Origin of the sequence: Streptomyces rimosus subsp. rimosus (assembly GCF_000720725.1) — a bacterium.
Classification (GTDB): domain Bacteria; phylum Actinomycetota; class Actinomycetes; order Streptomycetales; family Streptomycetaceae; genus Streptomyces; species Streptomyces rimosus_A.
This window is the reverse complement of the sequence record NZ_JOCQ01000026.1, coordinates 16,462-32,215: the sequence shown is the minus strand read 5'-3', so window position 1 is coordinate 32,215 and position 15,754 is coordinate 16,462. Positions and strand designations below refer to the sequence as shown.

Below are 15,754 nucleotides of genomic sequence, written 5' to 3'. Positions count from 1 at the left end.
GTGCCGAACGGCCGTACGGCAGCGGTGAACCAGGTGACTCCCGGCGACGGGTCTCGCCGTTCTTCACCTGCCGCGGGCAGCCGACGGCTGTTTAACGTTCTCGGCCCCGGCCCGCGAGGCTCTGGGCCGGGCCGCCCTTCGACACCAAGGAGTGTCCCCCATGCCCACCACCCTGTCCGACCGGGCCGCCCGCATCGGCGCGCTGGCCGGTGCGCTGGCCGGCCTGCTCGTCGCCCTGCCCGCACTCGTCGAGACCTTCACCGGAGAGACCGCGGCGACCAGTTTCTTCCTCGCCCTGTCCCCCGCGTTCTCGCTGCCGCTGCTGACCGCGCTGCACCGGCGTCAGAGCGCGGTCACGGGTCACTTCGGGGAGACGGCCTACGTCGTCAACCTCATCGGCCTCGGTCTGTTCGGCGGCGCCGCGTTCACCTCGAACCTCGTGCTGTTCTACTTCGACGATACGGTCGTCGACAAGACCCTGACGGGCCCCACGGTCCCCACGCTGATCGGCTCCGCAGCCGTCTTCGCCGCAGGCTGCGCCCTGTTCGGGGCGGCAACGCTGCGCGCCCGGGTATTCCCGCGGCTCGCGTCATGGGCGTACGCGACCGTGCTTCCGCCCTTCGCGTTCCTGACCGCCCTGCCCGAGTCCGCGTTCACCAGGGCCCTGCACATCGTGGTCGGCGCCATCTTGGCCTGCCTCGCACGCGCCCTGTGGCGGTCCACCGGGACGGTGGTCCCACGGGCGGGCACCCTCACAGGTCACGTCGGCCGCAAGTGATTCCGGCGACGCCCGCCGCGGTGAGTCCTGGTTGAGACCCAGTCGGGTAGCTGCCGAGGTGCCCGGGTCAGGGCGGCAGGCGGCGGGGTGTCGCGCAGCCGGGGCCGCGGGTCAGCCGGAGCTGCGGGTCAGCCGGGGCCGGCACCCGTAGCAGCTTGGCGAGCCGGGGGACCTTCGTGAAGCGGCCGGTGTAGTACCGGTGTAGTGCATCCCGGCTTCGGTGCCCGAGCGGGATCGGCGCGCAGAGCCGGGCTGGGCCAAGCAGCGCGGGCAGGGTTGACGTTCGACGTCGCCGGCGCCACTCCCAACGGATCTCGGTGGGTCGCCATACTCGTAATGCTTTCACCGAGTTTCGCGAAATCGGGGCCCGGCTCCGGCCGAGCAGAATCGATTTCCAGAAGGGGTGCGTTCGGTCAAGCTGCTGCGGACCTCTTTTTCGATCTCCCGCCCGAAGAATTTCATCCATGAGAGGCACAGGACATATTGATCGGCATTCTGAATCTTCCGGTCGCAATTCGGTTGACCCGGGCAGTGGCCAGGTCCGAGACTTCCGCGCATGACTGAAATTCACGGAATGTGCGAGCCCCGGTTCGCCGGGGTACGGGAGGCTCTTGAAGCCTCACTCGGCAAGGATGACGTGGGCGCTTCGGCGGCCGTCCACATCGACGGCGAGCCAATGGTCGACATCTGGGGCGGGTACGTCGATGCGGCCCGTTCCATCAGGTGGGAGCGCGACACCATCACCGCAGTGATGTCGACGACCAAGACCATGACCGCCCTGTGCGCGCTGATCCTTGCCGACCGGGGCGAACTCGATCTGTCCGCGCCGGTCGTCACCTATTGGCCCGAGTTCGCAGCGTCCGGCAAGGAGGGCGTGCTGGTGCGGCATGTGCTGTCACACACCGCGGGACTGCCGGAGCTGTCCGGCGTGAAGACGGTCGATGAGATATACGACTGGGAGAGCACGACGGCGCGGCTGGCCGCACAAGCACTCGCATGGGAACCGGGATCGGCCGCCGGCTACCACTCGCTCACCTTCGGGTTCCTCGTCGGCGAGATCGTCCGCCGTGTCACCGGCCGCAGCCTCGGCGCATTCTTCGCCGAGGAAGTCGCCGAACCGCTGGGCGCGGACTTCCACATCGGCCTCTCCGCGGAGCACGACCCCCGCGTCGCGCCGCTCATTCCGCCACCTGGGCAGAGCGAGGAGTACGCTGCCGGCGCGCCGCCCGGATCGGACAGCGCGCCCCGGGAGAACTCCGCTGCCGCGGTCCGGGTCAAGGACGCGAACTCCGTGGCCTGGCGCCGTGCACAGATCCCCGCGGCGAACGGCTTCGGCAACGCGCGTTCCGTCAGCCTCGTCCAGTCGGTGCTGGCGAGCCACGGGGCGGTCGGTGGCGTGCGGCTGCTGTCGCCCCGGGGCTGCGAGCCGGCGTGGCAGGAAGTCTTCCGCGGTGACGACCGGGTCCTGGGGACGCGGATCTGCTACACGATGGGTTTCGGCGACTTCGGCAACACCTTCGGCTGGGGCGGCTGGGGCGGCTCGATGGTCGTCAGTGATCCTGGCCCGCGCATGACCGTGGCCTATGTCATGAACCAGATGATCGACCGGGGGCGGCAGGAGGACAACCGCGCCCTGGAGATCGTGATGGCCGCCTACGACGGATTGCGCTGACAGCGGGCGGCCTGTACCCGCGTACGGCCGCCCCCTCCGACAGCTTCATGCCCCTGCCGTCCCAGCTGTTCCAGCGCCACGTTGATCAGGACGGCTGGGTTGTTCTTCGACAAGGCCCCCGTCCGGAATTCCATACCCGGGACAGGCAAAATCAGATATCGGCGGTCGCCGGCAACGCACATCAGCCGCCACAGCCGATGTCCCGGCCTTCTGCCGCCCGAGAGTCCGTCAGCGGTCTGCGGCGCCGCCGCGGACCACACAGGACCGGCTGTTCTCCCAGCCCCAGCCGTCACCGTCAGGGTCCGAGGCGCCGCCGTGGACGCAGTAGGGGTATCCGTTGGGAGCTGTGCCACCTCCCGTGTTCCCGCCGTAGACGGTGGCCGGCTTGGACGTCGTCGAGATGCCGTTACTGCCGTAGAAGAAACGCCTGCCCCAGTTGGTCAGCGAGTTCGCGTCGAAACCGTTGACCATGTCCAAGTATTCGACGCCGCTGCCGTTACCGCTCCAGGACCAGCCCATGTAGCCCATCTTCAGGGATTGGGCGGTTTCCATGATGGCGTCCTCGTCCGGGTCGCCGTCGCTGTGCCGACTGCCGAACTCACCGACCACGATGGGAAGGTGCTTGTCGATGAAGTGGTTCAGGTAGTCCCGCACCTCGGCGGCGGTGTCGTAGACCCCGTACATGTGGACCGAGAAGACGGTGTTCCTGTCGGGATCCGCGTTGAAGACGGACGCGGCGTTGTCCCGCATGGTGTGCGACCAGTCCTGCCCCCAGTTGGGTGCGTCGACCATCAGGGCATGGTGGATACCCGCGTTGCGCAGCTTGCTGACTGCGTTCTTCGTGGCACCGGTCCAGGCGCCGTAGTTGGTGTTGCCGAACGGCTCGTTGCCGATGTTGATGACGACGTAGTTCTCCTGACCCTTCAGCGCGCCCTTTACGCTGATCCAGTAGTCCGCGGCTCTGCTCAGGGATGTGGCGGCGCCGTCCTCGCCGTAGCCGGTCGTGTCATGCACCTCCAGCACGCAGATGAGCTTGTTCGCTTTGCACCGGCCGATGAGCGAGGAGATCTCCGAGGCGCTCGTCCTGGGCCATCGGTCGCCACTGCCGAGGACGATGCGGACGGTATTGGCTCCCTTGGCCGCGATATGGGTGAGGGAGCTGGTCCGCTCCGGGTGCCAGGCGTGTGCGTGGCTGACACCACGTATGACGAACTCGTTCCCGTTGGCCTCGTACACGCGCCCGTTGCTGACACGGATACCGGTTGCCGCCGCGGCCTCGCCGACAGGACCGAGGACGGAGAGCAGGAGCCCGGTCACCCCGGCGACCACAGCGCCGGCTTTCGTGATGGCGACGCGTCCATGTGATGTGTCCATGCCACTCCTGAGGGGATAACGGGTGAAGCCCTGTCCGGTCTTGGTCCGGAGGCGGGCGGAGATCACCCTGGGTACAGCGCACTGACCGGTGTCGACCGGTGGCGCTTGCGACCGCGCACTGCGCGGCGGAGACGCTCTTGGTCGCCGTAGCACGAGGGATCGAAGCACTTACCCGGTTCAGCGTCAACGGTTCCGACCGAGCGCGTTTGCCTCCTGGTTGCCGCGAGTTGAGGCGGCCTGCAGTCGGAGGCTGCATGTATGTGCTAGTCAGAAGCGTGACACTTGGCGGTCATAAGTCGAGCGAAGTTCTTCCAGTTACTTACCCGGTTAAGTACCCATGGCGGCAACAGCGACGTCAAGCAGTCGGCGCTCGGCACGGACGGTTCGCCGGCCACAACCGGGAAGGAGCGCCTGTGGGGAGATGCCTCGACGAGGAGATCGAGCTGTACCGCCGATGGTGGGCGGAAGGCTGGATGGACGGCGCGCTGGTGGTGGACCTGCACGACCATGACGCCCGGATCACCGCCCTGGGACAGGCCAGCGCCCTGCTCGATGAGCACAGAGGTCACCAGCCTGCTCGCCCCGGCGACGGCAGACGCTGAGGCAGGGTCTTCGCCGCTCGCGCCGTCAGCTCTCGGGGAGTTGTGGTGGCGCAGGTTTCAGCCCGTCCAAGGTGAGGTCAAGCAGGCGTTCGGCCTGGTCGCGATGCTCGGGCTTCGCCGAAGTGAGGGCGATGCCGGCAAGAACGGCGAACATGTCGGTCGGGCGGATGTCGGAGCGCAGGGCACCGGCGGCGATACCGGCTTCCATGAGGGTGGAGATTGCGGTCTGGATCATCTCGTGGCTGTGGCCGTAAGGGTCGGCTCCCGAGGCGACGACGGCTCGCAGGGCGTCGGCCATGCCGAGTTTGGCGGTGGCGTAGTCGATGAAGCGGCCCATCCAGGCGCGCAGGGCCTCACGCGGCGGCATCGACGCCAGAAGGCCGGGGACGGCGTCGCACAGCCGCGCCACTTCGTTGCGGTAGGCCGCCTCGATCAGGATCTCCCGGGTCGGGAAGTTGCGGTAGAGCGTGCCGGTGCCCACACCCGCCTCCCTGGCGATGCGTTCGAAGTGGGCGTCCAGCCCCTCCTCGGTGAACACACGCACCGCGGCGGCCAGGATCTTGTCCCGGTTGCGCTGTGCGTCGGCCCTCAGCGGGCGCCCCGTATCCCGTGCCATCGACGGCTCGCTCCCTCATCCTCAGTTGCGAAGTGGAGGCGCGCCCACTTACAGTCCATTAACTGGCGGCGCCTCCACTTTCACTGTAGGTCGTGCGCTGCACTCATTCCACTTTCGGAGGATCTCGTGTCGGAAATCGAAGGCAAGGTCGTCGCGATCACGGGCGCCAGCAGCGGGATCGGCGAGGCGACGGCGCTTCTGCTGGCCGAGCGGGGCGCGAAAGTGGTGCTCGGGGCACGCAGACCGGAGCGTCTTGAGGCGCTGGCCGCCCGCATCGAAAAGGCCGGCGGCCAGGCCGCGTACGCGCGCGCGGACGTGAAGCGCCGCGAAGATCTGTCCAGTCTGGTCGGGCTGGCCTGCGACCGGTACGGCAAGCTCGACGTCCTCGTCAGCAACGCCGGGATCGGCCTGATCTCCCCGCTGGACGACCTGCGCGTCGAGGACTGGGAGGAGATGATCGACGTCAACCTCAAAGGGGTCCTCTACGGGATCGCCGCAGCGCTGCCCGTCTTCCGGGAGCAGGGCTTCGGGCACTTCGTCAACACCGTCTCCACCGCCGGACTGCGCATCGTGCCGCTCCAGGCGGTGTACGCCGGCACCAAGAACGCCGTACGCACCATCTCCGAGGGCCTGCGCCAGGAAGCCGGCGACAGCCTGCGCGTCACGGTCGTCTCGCCAGGTGTCACGCGCACGGAATTCACAGACTCCATGGCTCCGGAGATGAGAGCCAAGATCCTCGACAGCATGGGCGAGATCGCGATTCCGCCGGAAGCCATCGCCCGCGCTATCGCCTTCGCCATCGAGCAGCCGGCCACCGTCGACGTGGGCGACATCGTCGTCCGCCCCACAGCGCAGAACTAGGTCACACACCAGCACGGGCCTTCGTGCCTCACGAGCCGTCACGTCCCTCGGAGCGTCACGGCTCGTGAGCTTACGTCCATTCCACCGACCAGGCCTGACGCCGGGGGGCACCCTGCCGCCTGAGCAACGACGCCTACGCTCTCATCGCCCCCTGGGCGGTGGCGCGGTGGACGCACGCGGAGTCAGCGACGGTGTCGGCGCCGGGCGTGAGGTGACCGCCTTTCCGGCGATCACGTCGAAAAGCATGTTCGCCACCTCGGTGCCGAAGTTGTGCACGTCGTGGCTCATGGCGGAGAGCGTCGGATGCGTCAGGCGGCACAGCTGCGAATCGTCCCATGCCAGCAGCGACAGGTCGTCCGGGACGCGGATGCCCATCTCGGAGGCGACCCCCAGGCCGGCCACGGCCATGATGTCGTTGTCGTAGATGACGGCGGTCGGCCGGTCCTCCCGCAGGAGCAGGGAGCGGGTGGCCCGGGCGCCTTCCTCACCCGCGAAGCCGGTCGCGACCTGCCGGCTGCCGTCCAGGCCCAGTTGCGTCATCGTCGCGGTGAACGCCTCGGTCCGGATGGCGCTGTGCCCGAGCTCCTCCGGGCCGCCCACCCGGGCGATGCTGCGGTGTCCGAGCGCCGCGAGGTAGCGCACGGCTTCGCCGACGGCCGTGGCGTCATCGGTCCACACGGAGGGGATTCCGCCGGTGAGGGCGGGGTGTCCGACCGCCACCGCCGGAAGTCCCAGGCTCCGTAGCGGTGCGACGCGTGGATCGTCGTGGCGGAAGTCGACCAGAACGGAACCGCCGACCTGGCGCTCTCGCCACCAGGTCTCCTGCAGGGCGATCTCCTCCTGCCTGCTGGTGACCAGCCGCAGCAGCAGCGCACAGGAGTGTTCCACCAGCACACTTTCGATGCCGGAGATGAACTCCATGTAGAACGGCTCCAGCCCCAGCAGGCGTGCCGGCCGGCAGATGGCCAGGCCGATCGTGTCGACCGACTGCCGGGAGAGGCTGCGTGCCGAGGCGTTCGGTGCCCAGCCCAGCGCGCGGGCGACGCTGAAGATGCGTTCCCGGGTCGCTTCGGAGACCCCTGGCTTGTGGTTGAAGGCCAGGGACACGGCTCCCTTGGACACTCCGGCGGCCGCTGCGACGTCCTTGATGGTCACGCGTTCGGCGGGAGTGTTCACATCGGTTCCACGCTGAAGAGCGCGGCCCGGACCGCGGATACCGTCACCTTGTGCGCGCCGTGCAGGCGGATGCGCGTCCGCTCACCGGGCAGCAGGGTGACCAGCCCGCGGTCGGCCACGGCGTCCGGGGCGATCCGGTCGGCCTGGAGCAGGAGGTCCCGTACCAATGTGTGTGCTGTCACCACGACGTCGACAGTACCGGCAGGGCTGTCGTCCGGGAGTTCCAGGGCCACGTCGTAGCGCGGTTCGGGATAGGCGAAAGCCTTGTCGGGCACCGTGAAGTGGTACGCGCGCAGTCCGTCGGCCTCGGCCACCAGGTACTCCTTGGCCGAACCGGGCGCGGGTGCGGTCCCGGGCGGCACGGGCAGCCGGAGCACCGAGCGCGGCTCGGCGGCCAGCGGCAGGGCCTGCTCGAAGACGCACGAGCCGTCCGCGTCCATCAGCCGCAGCCGCACCGTGGTCCGCCAGGGCTCCGCCGCCTGGTTGACGAGCGCGAGTACGGTTTCGTCGCCCTCGGGCTGGAGGGTGAGGAGGCGGTCGGCGTAGACCCGGCGCAATTCGTGGTGGAGCGGTTTGAGGCGGCCGTCACCGTCGACCGCGGACCAGGAACTGACCGGCCAGCAGTCGTTCAGCTGCCACACCACGGTGCCGGCGCAACGTGGCCAGTGGGAGCGCCAGTGCTCGATGCCGGTGGCGACGGCCCGGGCCTGGACGACCTGGGTGAGGTAGTGCCAGCGGTCGAAGTCCCCCTCGGGAAGGGTGAAGTGCCGGGCCACGCCGCGGTTGAGTTTGCCGTTGCCGTCCTCGGCCTTCTGGTGGTGCAGCATGCCGGGCGAATCGGGGGCGAGGTGCTCGCCGGGCAGGGCCCGGCGCAGGGTGGCCATGGTGGGAGGGGCCTGCCAGCCGAATTCGGCGACGAAGCGCGGCACATGGGCGCGGTACTCGGCGTAATCGAGGCGGTTCCACACTTCCCACGAGTGGTAGGTGCCGTGATCGGCGTCGTTGGGGTGATGGTCCCAGGACCCGGACCACGGGCTGCCCGCGGTGTAGGGGCGGGTGGGGTCCAGCTCGGCGACCACCCGGGGCAGCAGCCCGAGGTAGTAGCCCTCTCCCCAGGAGTCGCCGGCGAGCTTCTCCTCCCATCCCCAGTCGCGGAACCCCCACAGGTTCTCGTTGTTGCCGTTCCACAGGACGAGGCTGGCGTGCGGCATGAGGCGGACGACGTTCTCGCGGGCCTCCGCCTCCACCTCTCCGCGCAGCGGCTGCTCCTCGGAGTAGGCGGAACAGGCGAAGAGGAAGTCCTGCCACACCATCAGGCCCAGTTCGTCGCACGCGTCGTAGAAGGCATGGTCCTCGTAGATGCCGCCGCCCCACACCCGTACGAGATCGATGTTCGCGGCGGCGGCCTGGGCGAGTCGGGCGCGGTAGCGCTCGGGCGTGATCCGGGAGGGCAGGACGTCGTCGGGGATCCAGTTCACGCCACGGACGAAGGCGCGCACACCGTTGACGACGAAGGTGAAGCCGGTGCCGTCGGCATCGCGGGCACGGTCCAGCCGTACCGTCCGGAAGCCGACGCGGCGCTGCCACCGGTCGAGCGGATTCTGCGGGGCCAGGTCGTCGACGAGGGTCACCGCCAGGTCGTACAGGGGCTGACGCCCGTACCCCCGGGGCCACCACAGCTCCGCATCGGGTACCTCCAGTACGAGGACAGCGGTGTCGCCCTCGATGCGCGCCCGTCCTTCGACGCCCGCCACCGTGGCGTGTGCGCTCAGGTGACGGGCGGCGCCCTGCCGGGTCCGCTCGACATCGATCCTCAGCTCGACGCGTCCTGTCGTGCCGTCCACGGTGACCAGCGGGCGTACGCGTGAGAGGCGCGCGGTCGACCAGTGCTCCAGGCGGACCGGCCGCCAGATCCCGGCCGTGACCACAGTGGGGCCCCAGTCCCAGCCGAAGCTGCACGCCATCTTGCGGAGGTACTGGGAGGGCTCCGGGTAGACGTTCGGCCGGTCGCCCGTGAGCGCGCGCACCGCCGCGGCCTCCTCGTAGGCGGAGGCGAACTCGACACGCAGTTCCCCGCCGCCTCCCGTCACATCGAAGCGGTAGCTGCGGTGCATGTTGCGTGTCCGTCCCAGCTCTGCACCGGCCAGCGTGATCCGGGCAGCGGTGTCCAGCCCCTCGAAGACGAGGTCGGTGCGCTCGTGATCGGTGCCGGACTCCCCCTCGTCCAGCGCGCGACGGTACGTCCAGCCACGTCGGCCGACCCAGCCGACCTGCTGCTCGTTGAGCCCGACATAAGGGTCGGGGATCAAGCCGGAAGCCAGCAGGTCGGTGTGGACGCAGCCGGGGACCCGGGCGGGAACCTGCGTCCCGTCATGGGTGAGACGCCAGCCCTCGTCGAGCTGGATGACGTCCTTCATCGTGCGACTCCTATAGGACCGAGGCGGATCGGGTTGCGGGCGAGACGCCGACAACTTAGCCCTCGATTACTGAACCGGTCTAGTGCTCTGCCTCGCCTTACGTGCTGGCCATGAGGGGACGTCAGCGGCCTGGGCGCGCTTAGCGCGTGGAGCAGCAGGTAACGATTGCGTATCTCGCAGGAAATCACTGCTTTACCGGTTCACTGATCGCTGACATAGTGCCGACAACCGCCGGAGCCTGAGCCGCAACACCGAAGGAGTTGGGCCCATGAGCAGAAGACCGCTCACTGCCGTGCTGGTCGCCATCGCGATGCCGACGTTCGCGGGATGTGCAGGAGGAGGGGCCGCCTCGGGCGGGACGGCCACCGCCCCGTCCGACCCGGATCGGGTATCGGGCACCGTCAAGGTGCTGACGAACCGCACCGATCTCGTGCAGGACGGCACGATGAAGAAGTACGCCCGGGAGTTCAACAAGATTTACCCCAAGGTGACCGTCGCATTCGAAGGCATCACCGACTACGAGGGGGAGGTCAAGATCCGCATGAACACGGAGAACTACGGCGACGTCCTCCTGATCCCCTCGGTGATCGCCAAGGGTGACTACCCCAAGTTCTTCGCGCCGCTGGGCGCGACCGGTGAGATGGCGAAGAAATACCGCTTCACGGACAAGACCGATGTCGGCGGCAAGACCTACGGAATCGCCAACTTCGGCACCGCCGGCGGATTCGTCTACAACAAGGCCCTGTGGAAGAAGGCCGGCATCGGCGACTGGCCCACCACTCCTGAGCGTTTTCTCGACGACCTGAAGGCCATCAAGGAGAAGACCGGCGCCACTCCTTACTACACCAACTTCAAGGACGGCTGGCCACTGACCACCCCCTGGACCAACGGCATCGGCTCGGTCAGCTGTGACGCCAAGGCCGCCGACGCCCTGGCCACATCGCATCGCCCCTGGGCGGCCGGCAGCGATCTCCACGTGATCGACACACTGCTGCACGACATCGTCCACGAAGGGCTCTCCGAGAAGGACCCGGCCACCACCAACTGGGAGCGCTCCAAGGTGCTCCTGGCCAAGGGCGAGGTCTCCAGCATGCTGCTCGGCTCCTGGGCCGTGAACCAGCTGCGCGACGCGGCCACGAAAGCGGGCGAGAACCCCGACGACATCGGCTTCATGCCGTTCCCCACCCAGAAGGACGGCCATTTCTGCGCCACCCTGCTGTCCGACTACCAACAGGCCGTGAACGTCCATTCCGAGCACAAGGAAGCCGCTCGCGCGTGGATCGACTGGTTCACCGAGAAATCCGGCTTCACCGACAAGGAGGGGTCCGTCTCGGCCCTGCGGGCCAAAGGCATGCCCGACACTCTCAAGCCTTACCTTGACAACGATGTCAGACTCATTGAGCGTTCCGAGGCCGAGACCGCGCTCGTCAACGCCATCGACAACGCCTCCGAGATCGGGCTGACCAAGCAGGACTACCGCCAAAAGCTCATCGACATCGCCCGCGGCGCCCAGCGCGGAACCCTCCAGGGCTACTTCTCCGAACTCGATGAGCGCTGGGCCGACGCGGCCGAGACCGCCGGTTCCTGACCGGCGGGCACCCACGGCACGCCCCGCCGGCCCCGGCACCGGGCGAGCCCTGCCGGCCACCGTGACGAAGAAAGGCCCTGGCCGACATGACTGACACCACCCGCAAAACACCCCCGCCGGCGCCCGGCCGGGCCGCAGTGTCCCCCCGGTACCGCGTCCGTCGTCCCGCGGCCCCCGCGCGCTCCTGGCAGAACCGTCCACTGCGCCGGATCACTCCCTGGCTGTTCCTCCTCGTCCCGCTCGCGCTGCTGATCACGTTCACCTACGTACCGGTGGGGAACATGCTCTACTACAGCTTCACGGACTGGGACGGCGTCAGCCCCCGGCGGAACTTCACCGGCGCCGACAACTACGTCCAGCTGTTCACCAGGCCCGAGCTGTTCCGGGTCTTCGCCGTGAGCCTCTACTATCTGGCGGCTTCCGCGGTGCAAATCACCATTGCGCTGTACTTCGCCACGGTACTCAGCTTCGACCTGCGATTCCGCAACCTGTTCAAGGCAATCCTCTTCTTCCCCTACCTGATCAACGGCGTCGCCATCGGCTTCGTCTTCCTGTACTTTTTCCAGGACGGCGGCACGCTCGACTCGATCCTGTCCTGGTTCGGTGCCGGTGGCGGCCATGCCTGGCTCGGCGACCCCGCGTCGGCCAACACCTCGCTCGCGGGGGTGTCGGTGTGGCGCTTCACCGGCCTCAACTTCGTCCTCTTCCTGGGCGCCATCCAGTCGGTCCCGGGTGAACTGTACGAGGCGGCGCAACTGGACGGCGCGGGCAAGTGGCAGCAGTTCCGGCACATCATCGCGCCGAGCATCAGGCCCGTACTCGGCCTGAGCGCCATTCTGGCGGTCTCCGGCTCGCTGTCCGTCTTCGAAATCCCCTACATCATGACCGGCGGCGCGACCGGCACTTCGACCTTCGTCATCCAGACTGTCAAGTTCGCCTTCCAGTTCAACAAGACCGGGCTCGCGTCCGCGTGCGCCGTCGTGCTCCTGTTGATCATCCTGTTGATCACCTGGATCCAGCGCCGTCTCGTACCCGACGACAAGGTGGACCTCGTATGACCGTGACCACGCCGACCCCCCGTACCGCGGCGCGCCGACGGCTTCGGGCCGGACCGGTCCTGATCCATCTGTCGCTGATCGTCGCGTCGCTCGTGGTCCTCACACCGCTCGTCGTCGTCTTCCTCACCTCGCTGAAGACGTCCGAGGAGGTGGCGGACACAGCGGGGGCGCTCAGCCTGCCCAACGACTGGCTCAACATCGGCAACTACGTCACCGCGTTCGCCGACGGCCATCTGCTCGCGGCGCTCGGCAACACCGCGTTCATCCTGTTCTTCTCCATCACCGGCACAGTCGTCATCGGCTCCATGACCGCCTACGCGATCGACCGCTTCGACTTCCGGTTCAAGAAGCTCATCATGGGCCTTTTCCTGATCGCCACGCTCGTGCCGGGCGTCACGACACAAGTCGCGACCTTCCAAGTGGTCAATGCCTTAGGGCTGTTCGACACACGCTGGGCGCCCATCGTCCTCTACCTGGGCACCGACATCGTCTCCATCTACATCTTCCTCCAGTTCATCCGCTCCATCCCGACCTCACTCGACGAAGCCGCACGTCTGGACGGGGCCAATGCCTTCACCGTCTACCGCAGGATCATCCTGCCCCTCCTGAAGCCCGCCATAGCGACCGTCGTCATCATCAAGGGAATCACCACCTACAACGACTTCTACATTCCCTTCCTCTATATGCCCTCCGAAGGCCACGGCACGATCTCCACCGCCCTCTTCCGCTTCAAAGGGCCTTTCGGCGCACACTGGGAGAACATCTCCGCCGGGGCGGTTCTGGTGATCGTTCCCACGCTGGTGGTCTTTCTTTTCCTGCAGCGCTACATCTACAACGGATTCGCGCAAGGAGCCACCAAGTGAGCCGTTGTCCTACGTCCCTCGTGCTGAGGCGGCCCACCCTCGACACCGGCCCGCCCCACTTCCTGCTTACGAGGTCAGGCCCGTCGCAGGATCAGTACGGTGTTGTGGCCCCCGAAGCCGCAGGAGTTGCTGGCGACAGCGTCCATGCGGTGCGGGCGCGGGGTTTTGGCGACGACATCGAGGGCGATGTCGGGGTCGAGGTTCTGGAGGTTGGCAGTCGGCGGGATCGTCTGGTGGCCGAGGGACAGGACGGCCAGGGCGGCCTCGATGGCTCCTGCTGCGCCGAGGGGGTGGCCGGTGACTCCTTTGGTGGAGGTGACGGGCGGCGGGTGGCCGTCGAAGACGTGGTTGAGGGCGGCACCTTCGATGCGGTCGTTCAGTGGTGTTCCGGTGCCGTGGGCGTTGACGTGCCCGATGTCGGAGGTGGTGAGCCCGGCGTCGGCGAGGGCGGCCGTGAAGGCCTGCTCGATGCCTGCGCCGTCGGGGTGGGGGGCTGCGTAGTGGTAGCCGTCGGTGGAGGTGCCGTACCCGCTGAAGTGGGCGCTGGTCCGGGCGCCGCGGGCCCGGGCGTCGGCCGCGCGTTCCAGGACCAGCAGACCGGCGCCCTCGGCGAGGACGAATCCGTCGCGGTCCACGTCGAAGGGGCGGCTGGCGCCCTCGGGGTCGTGCAGACGGGTGGACAGGGCTCCCATCTGGGCGAAGCACGCGGAGGGCAGGGGGTGGCAGGGTGCTTCGGCGCCGCCGGCGAGGGCGATGTCGCAGCGGTTGGCCAGGAGCAGGTCGCGTGCGGTGCCAAGGGCCGTCGCACCGGAGGCGCAGGCGGTGGTGACGGCCATGCTGGGGCCGTGGGCGCCGAGGGCGATGCAGATCTCCGCCGCCGCGGCGTTGGCGGTGGTGCGGGGAATCAGAAGCGGGGAGAGCTTCTCGTACGCGCCGTCGATGAGTTTGCGTACGGCGGGGATGACGAGGTCCTTGCTGTCGTAGCCGACCCCGACGACCACGGCGACCCGGGCGCCGTCCCAGGTGGCGGGGTCCAGGCCGGCGTCGTCGACGGCCTGCCGGGCGGCGGTCAGGGCCAGGTGCGTGAAGCGGTCCATGCGCCAGACCTGGGGGCCGAGCACGGCTTGGGCGTCGAACGGCGGGACACGGCAGCTGATGGGCACCGGCACGTCGCCCAGGGACGGGTCGACAGCGGCGGTGGGGGTCCCGGAGCAGACCGTGCCCCAGGTGGCGTCGGCGCCGACCCCGGCGGGGGTGACCAGGCCGATGCCGGTGACGGCGATGTCGTCCCTCCTCATGCGAGTGTCTCCGGCACCGGGGCGGGCTGGGCCTGGTCGACCGCGGCCGCCGCCTGGGCGAGGGTGACATGGAGGGACTTGAGCGCATCGTCGCCGGTGGGCACGTGCAGGCCCAGTTCGTCCTGGAGGACGCAGAGCAGTTCGACGACGGCGAGCGAGTCCAGGCCGATGTCCTCCAGGGTGGCCTCGGGCCGGACGGTGTCTTCGGGGATGTTGAAGTGGCTGGTCAATACGGACTTGACTGCTTCGTAGACAGGCGTCATCGAACATTCCTCCAACGTCGGGACGGGGGCAGCGGCCGGGTTCACAGGCGCAGCGCCATCAGGCCGGCGCTGCTGCCGGCGGCCAGGCCGATGAGGGCGACGAGGTCACCGGGGCCGGCCCGGCCGGTTTCGAGGGCGCGGGTGAGCTGAAGGGGAAGGGAGGCGGAGGCGAGGTTGCCGTGCTCGGGGAGGGTGAGGATCAGTTTGTCGCGGGGGACGCCGATCGCCGGCCCGCACAGTTCGTCGAGGTCGGCCAGGGCGACCTGGTGGACGCCGATGAAGGCGAAGTCGTCGAAGGCCAGGCCGAGTTCGTCCAGTGCGTGGTGCAGGTGGGTACGGCCGAGCGTGCGCAGGCTGTCGCGCATCCGGACGCTGTCCATGCGGAAACAGGCGGCTGCTTCCGGGCCGGAGCGGTGGCGCAGGGAGGCGATGCCCCCGTGCAGCACGGTCGCCGACGGCCAGGCCGCCGAGTCGGCGGCGAAGCGGCAGCCGAGGATGCCCCGGGGCGGCAGCGGGTGGGAGGCCTCCCGGGCCGTCCACAGGAGCGCGGCACCGGCGTCGGAGAACCCGTAGGCGGGCAGAGCCCGTGCGAACGCCGCCGCGTCGGGGACCCGCAGCTGGGCGGAGACGGAGGGCGCCTCACCACAGGTGATCAGAACGGTGCGGTACCGACCGGACGCGATCAGGGCCTGAGTGATCTCCATGGCGTTGAGCACACTGTTGCAGGCGTTCTTCACGTCGAAAACGGGGCAGGTCAGGGCGAGCTTCGCGGCCACGACGTGGGACGTCGCCGGTTCGATCATGTCCTGGCTGGCCGCCGCGAAGATCATCAGGTCGATGTCGGCGGGGTGGATCCCGTGGTCGGCCATGAGCTTGCGGGCGGCGCTCACCGCGAGATCGGACGCCTGCTGGTCGTCGCCGATCAGGTGCACGCCGGTCACTCCGGTCAGCTGGGTGATCAGCCCGGGAGGCGGGGTGAAGCCGCGGCTGGCGGCCGCGATCTGGGCTTCCCGTTCGCTCATGCTGACCCAGTGCTCGGGCAGGTACGTGGTGGCCCCCGCCAGGCAGGCCCGAAGGTCGCTCATGGCCTCACGCTAGGGCGGCACCACCGGGCGCCGCGGCGTCCCACGCCGTTGATGTGTTTAAGTGCCCGCGTTTGGCGCTGCCGGGTGTTCCCCCGAAGAGGTG

14 protein-coding genes are annotated in these 15,754 nt (G+C 68.5%); 7 read left to right on the top strand and 7 right to left on the bottom strand.

All coding sequences use genetic code 11. From position 1 onward, the window contains the following. The first annotated feature begins 160 nt into the window (after window positions 1-160). Entirely contained in the window at window positions 161-778 is a 618-nt protein-coding gene (locus tag IH45_RS0115905) for a hypothetical protein (RefSeq protein ID WP_107058651.1), read from the top strand. Between the two features lie 556 nt (window positions 779-1,334). Further along, window positions 1,335-2,450, top strand: a complete 1,116-nt coding sequence (locus IH45_RS0115900) for an EstA family serine hydrolase (protein WP_030667583.1) — start codon at window positions 1,335-1,337, stop codon at window positions 2,448-2,450. Between the two features lie 228 nt (window positions 2,451-2,678). On the opposite strand, the gene IH45_RS0115895 is transcribed toward IH45_RS0115900, so the two are convergent. After that, window positions 2,679-3,824 (bottom strand): cellulase family glycosylhydrolase, encoded by a 1,146-nt coding sequence (locus tag IH45_RS0115895; protein WP_030667580.1) that lies wholly within the window; start codon window positions 3,822-3,824, stop codon window positions 2,679-2,681. 413 nt (window positions 3,825-4,237) lie between these two features. On the opposite strand from IH45_RS0115895, the gene IH45_RS0115890 reads away from it, so the two are divergent. Beyond that, entirely contained in the window at window positions 4,238-4,426 is a 189-nt protein-coding gene (locus tag IH45_RS0115890; RefSeq protein ID WP_030667577.1) for a hypothetical protein, read from the top strand. Between the two features lie 25 nt (window positions 4,427-4,451). On the opposite strand, the gene IH45_RS0115885 is transcribed toward IH45_RS0115890, so the two are convergent. After that, window positions 4,452-5,042: a TetR/AcrR family transcriptional regulator gene (locus IH45_RS0115885; RefSeq protein ID WP_030667573.1), complete on the bottom strand. Its 591-nt coding sequence runs from the start codon at window positions 5,040-5,042 to the stop codon at window positions 4,452-4,454. Window positions 5,043-5,168: 126 nt separating this feature from the next. Between IH45_RS0115885 and IH45_RS0115880 the strand changes: the two genes are divergently transcribed. Beyond that, entirely contained in the window at window positions 5,169-5,903 is a 735-nt protein-coding gene (locus IH45_RS0115880; protein WP_030667570.1) for an SDR family oxidoreductase, read from the top strand. A 141-nt stretch (window positions 5,904-6,044) separates the two neighbouring features. On the opposite strand, the gene IH45_RS0115875 is transcribed toward IH45_RS0115880, so the two are convergent. Beyond that, window positions 6,045-7,079, bottom strand: a complete 1,035-nt coding sequence (locus IH45_RS0115875) for a LacI family DNA-binding transcriptional regulator (RefSeq protein ID WP_030667568.1) — start codon at window positions 7,077-7,079, stop codon at window positions 6,045-6,047. Next, a complete protein-coding gene (locus IH45_RS0115870; RefSeq protein WP_030667565.1) occupies window positions 7,076-9,496 on the bottom strand; it encodes a glycoside hydrolase family 2 protein in 2,421 nt (806 codons plus the stop codon). The genes IH45_RS0115875 and IH45_RS0115870 overlap by 4 nt, the downstream gene beginning before the upstream one ends. Before the next feature lie 268 nt (window positions 9,497-9,764). On the opposite strand from IH45_RS0115870, the gene IH45_RS0115865 reads away from it, so the two are divergent. The 3 genes from IH45_RS0115865 to IH45_RS0115855 all read left to right on the top strand — a co-directional run bounded on the left by IH45_RS0115865 (window position 9,765) and on the right by IH45_RS0115855 (window position 13,005). Then, window positions 9,765-11,084 carry an ABC transporter substrate-binding protein gene (locus IH45_RS0115865; protein WP_030667563.1) on the top strand — a complete coding sequence of 440 codons (1,320 nt, stop codon included), beginning with the start codon at window positions 9,765-9,767 and terminating at the stop codon, window positions 11,082-11,084. A gap of 86 nt (window positions 11,085-11,170) precedes the next feature. Next, window positions 11,171-12,142, top strand: a complete 972-nt coding sequence (locus tag IH45_RS0115860) for a carbohydrate ABC transporter permease (RefSeq protein ID WP_030667560.1) — start codon at window positions 11,171-11,173, stop codon at window positions 12,140-12,142. Beyond that, window positions 12,139-13,005: a carbohydrate ABC transporter permease gene (locus IH45_RS0115855; RefSeq protein WP_030667557.1), complete on the top strand. Its 867-nt coding sequence runs from the start codon at window positions 12,139-12,141 to the stop codon at window positions 13,003-13,005. The genes IH45_RS0115860 and IH45_RS0115855 overlap by 4 nt, the downstream gene beginning before the upstream one ends. A gap of 74 nt (window positions 13,006-13,079) precedes the next feature. On the opposite strand, the gene IH45_RS0115850 is transcribed toward IH45_RS0115855, so the two are convergent. From IH45_RS0115850 to IH45_RS0115840, 3 genes are read right to left on the bottom strand one after another with little or no spacing between them, the layout of a single operon-like run. Further along, window positions 13,080-14,303, bottom strand: coding sequence for a beta-ketoacyl-[acyl-carrier-protein] synthase family protein (locus IH45_RS0115850; protein WP_030667556.1), 1,224 nt, complete (start codon window positions 14,301-14,303; stop codon window positions 13,080-13,082). Next, the gene (locus IH45_RS01000000143675) at window positions 14,300-14,566 is read right to left on the bottom strand and encodes an acyl carrier protein (protein ID WP_032917554.1); all 267 of its coding nucleotides are present in this window, start codon (window positions 14,564-14,566) and stop codon (window positions 14,300-14,302) included. Before IH45_RS01000000143675 ends, IH45_RS0115850 begins: the two co-directional genes overlap by 4 nt. Window positions 14,567-14,607: 41 nt before the next feature. Next, the gene (locus IH45_RS0115840) at window positions 14,608-15,651 is read right to left on the bottom strand and encodes a 3-oxoacyl-ACP synthase III family protein (RefSeq protein ID WP_030667549.1); all 1,044 of its coding nucleotides are present in this window, start codon (window positions 15,649-15,651) and stop codon (window positions 14,608-14,610) included. Window positions 15,652-15,754 lie beyond the last annotated feature (103 nt).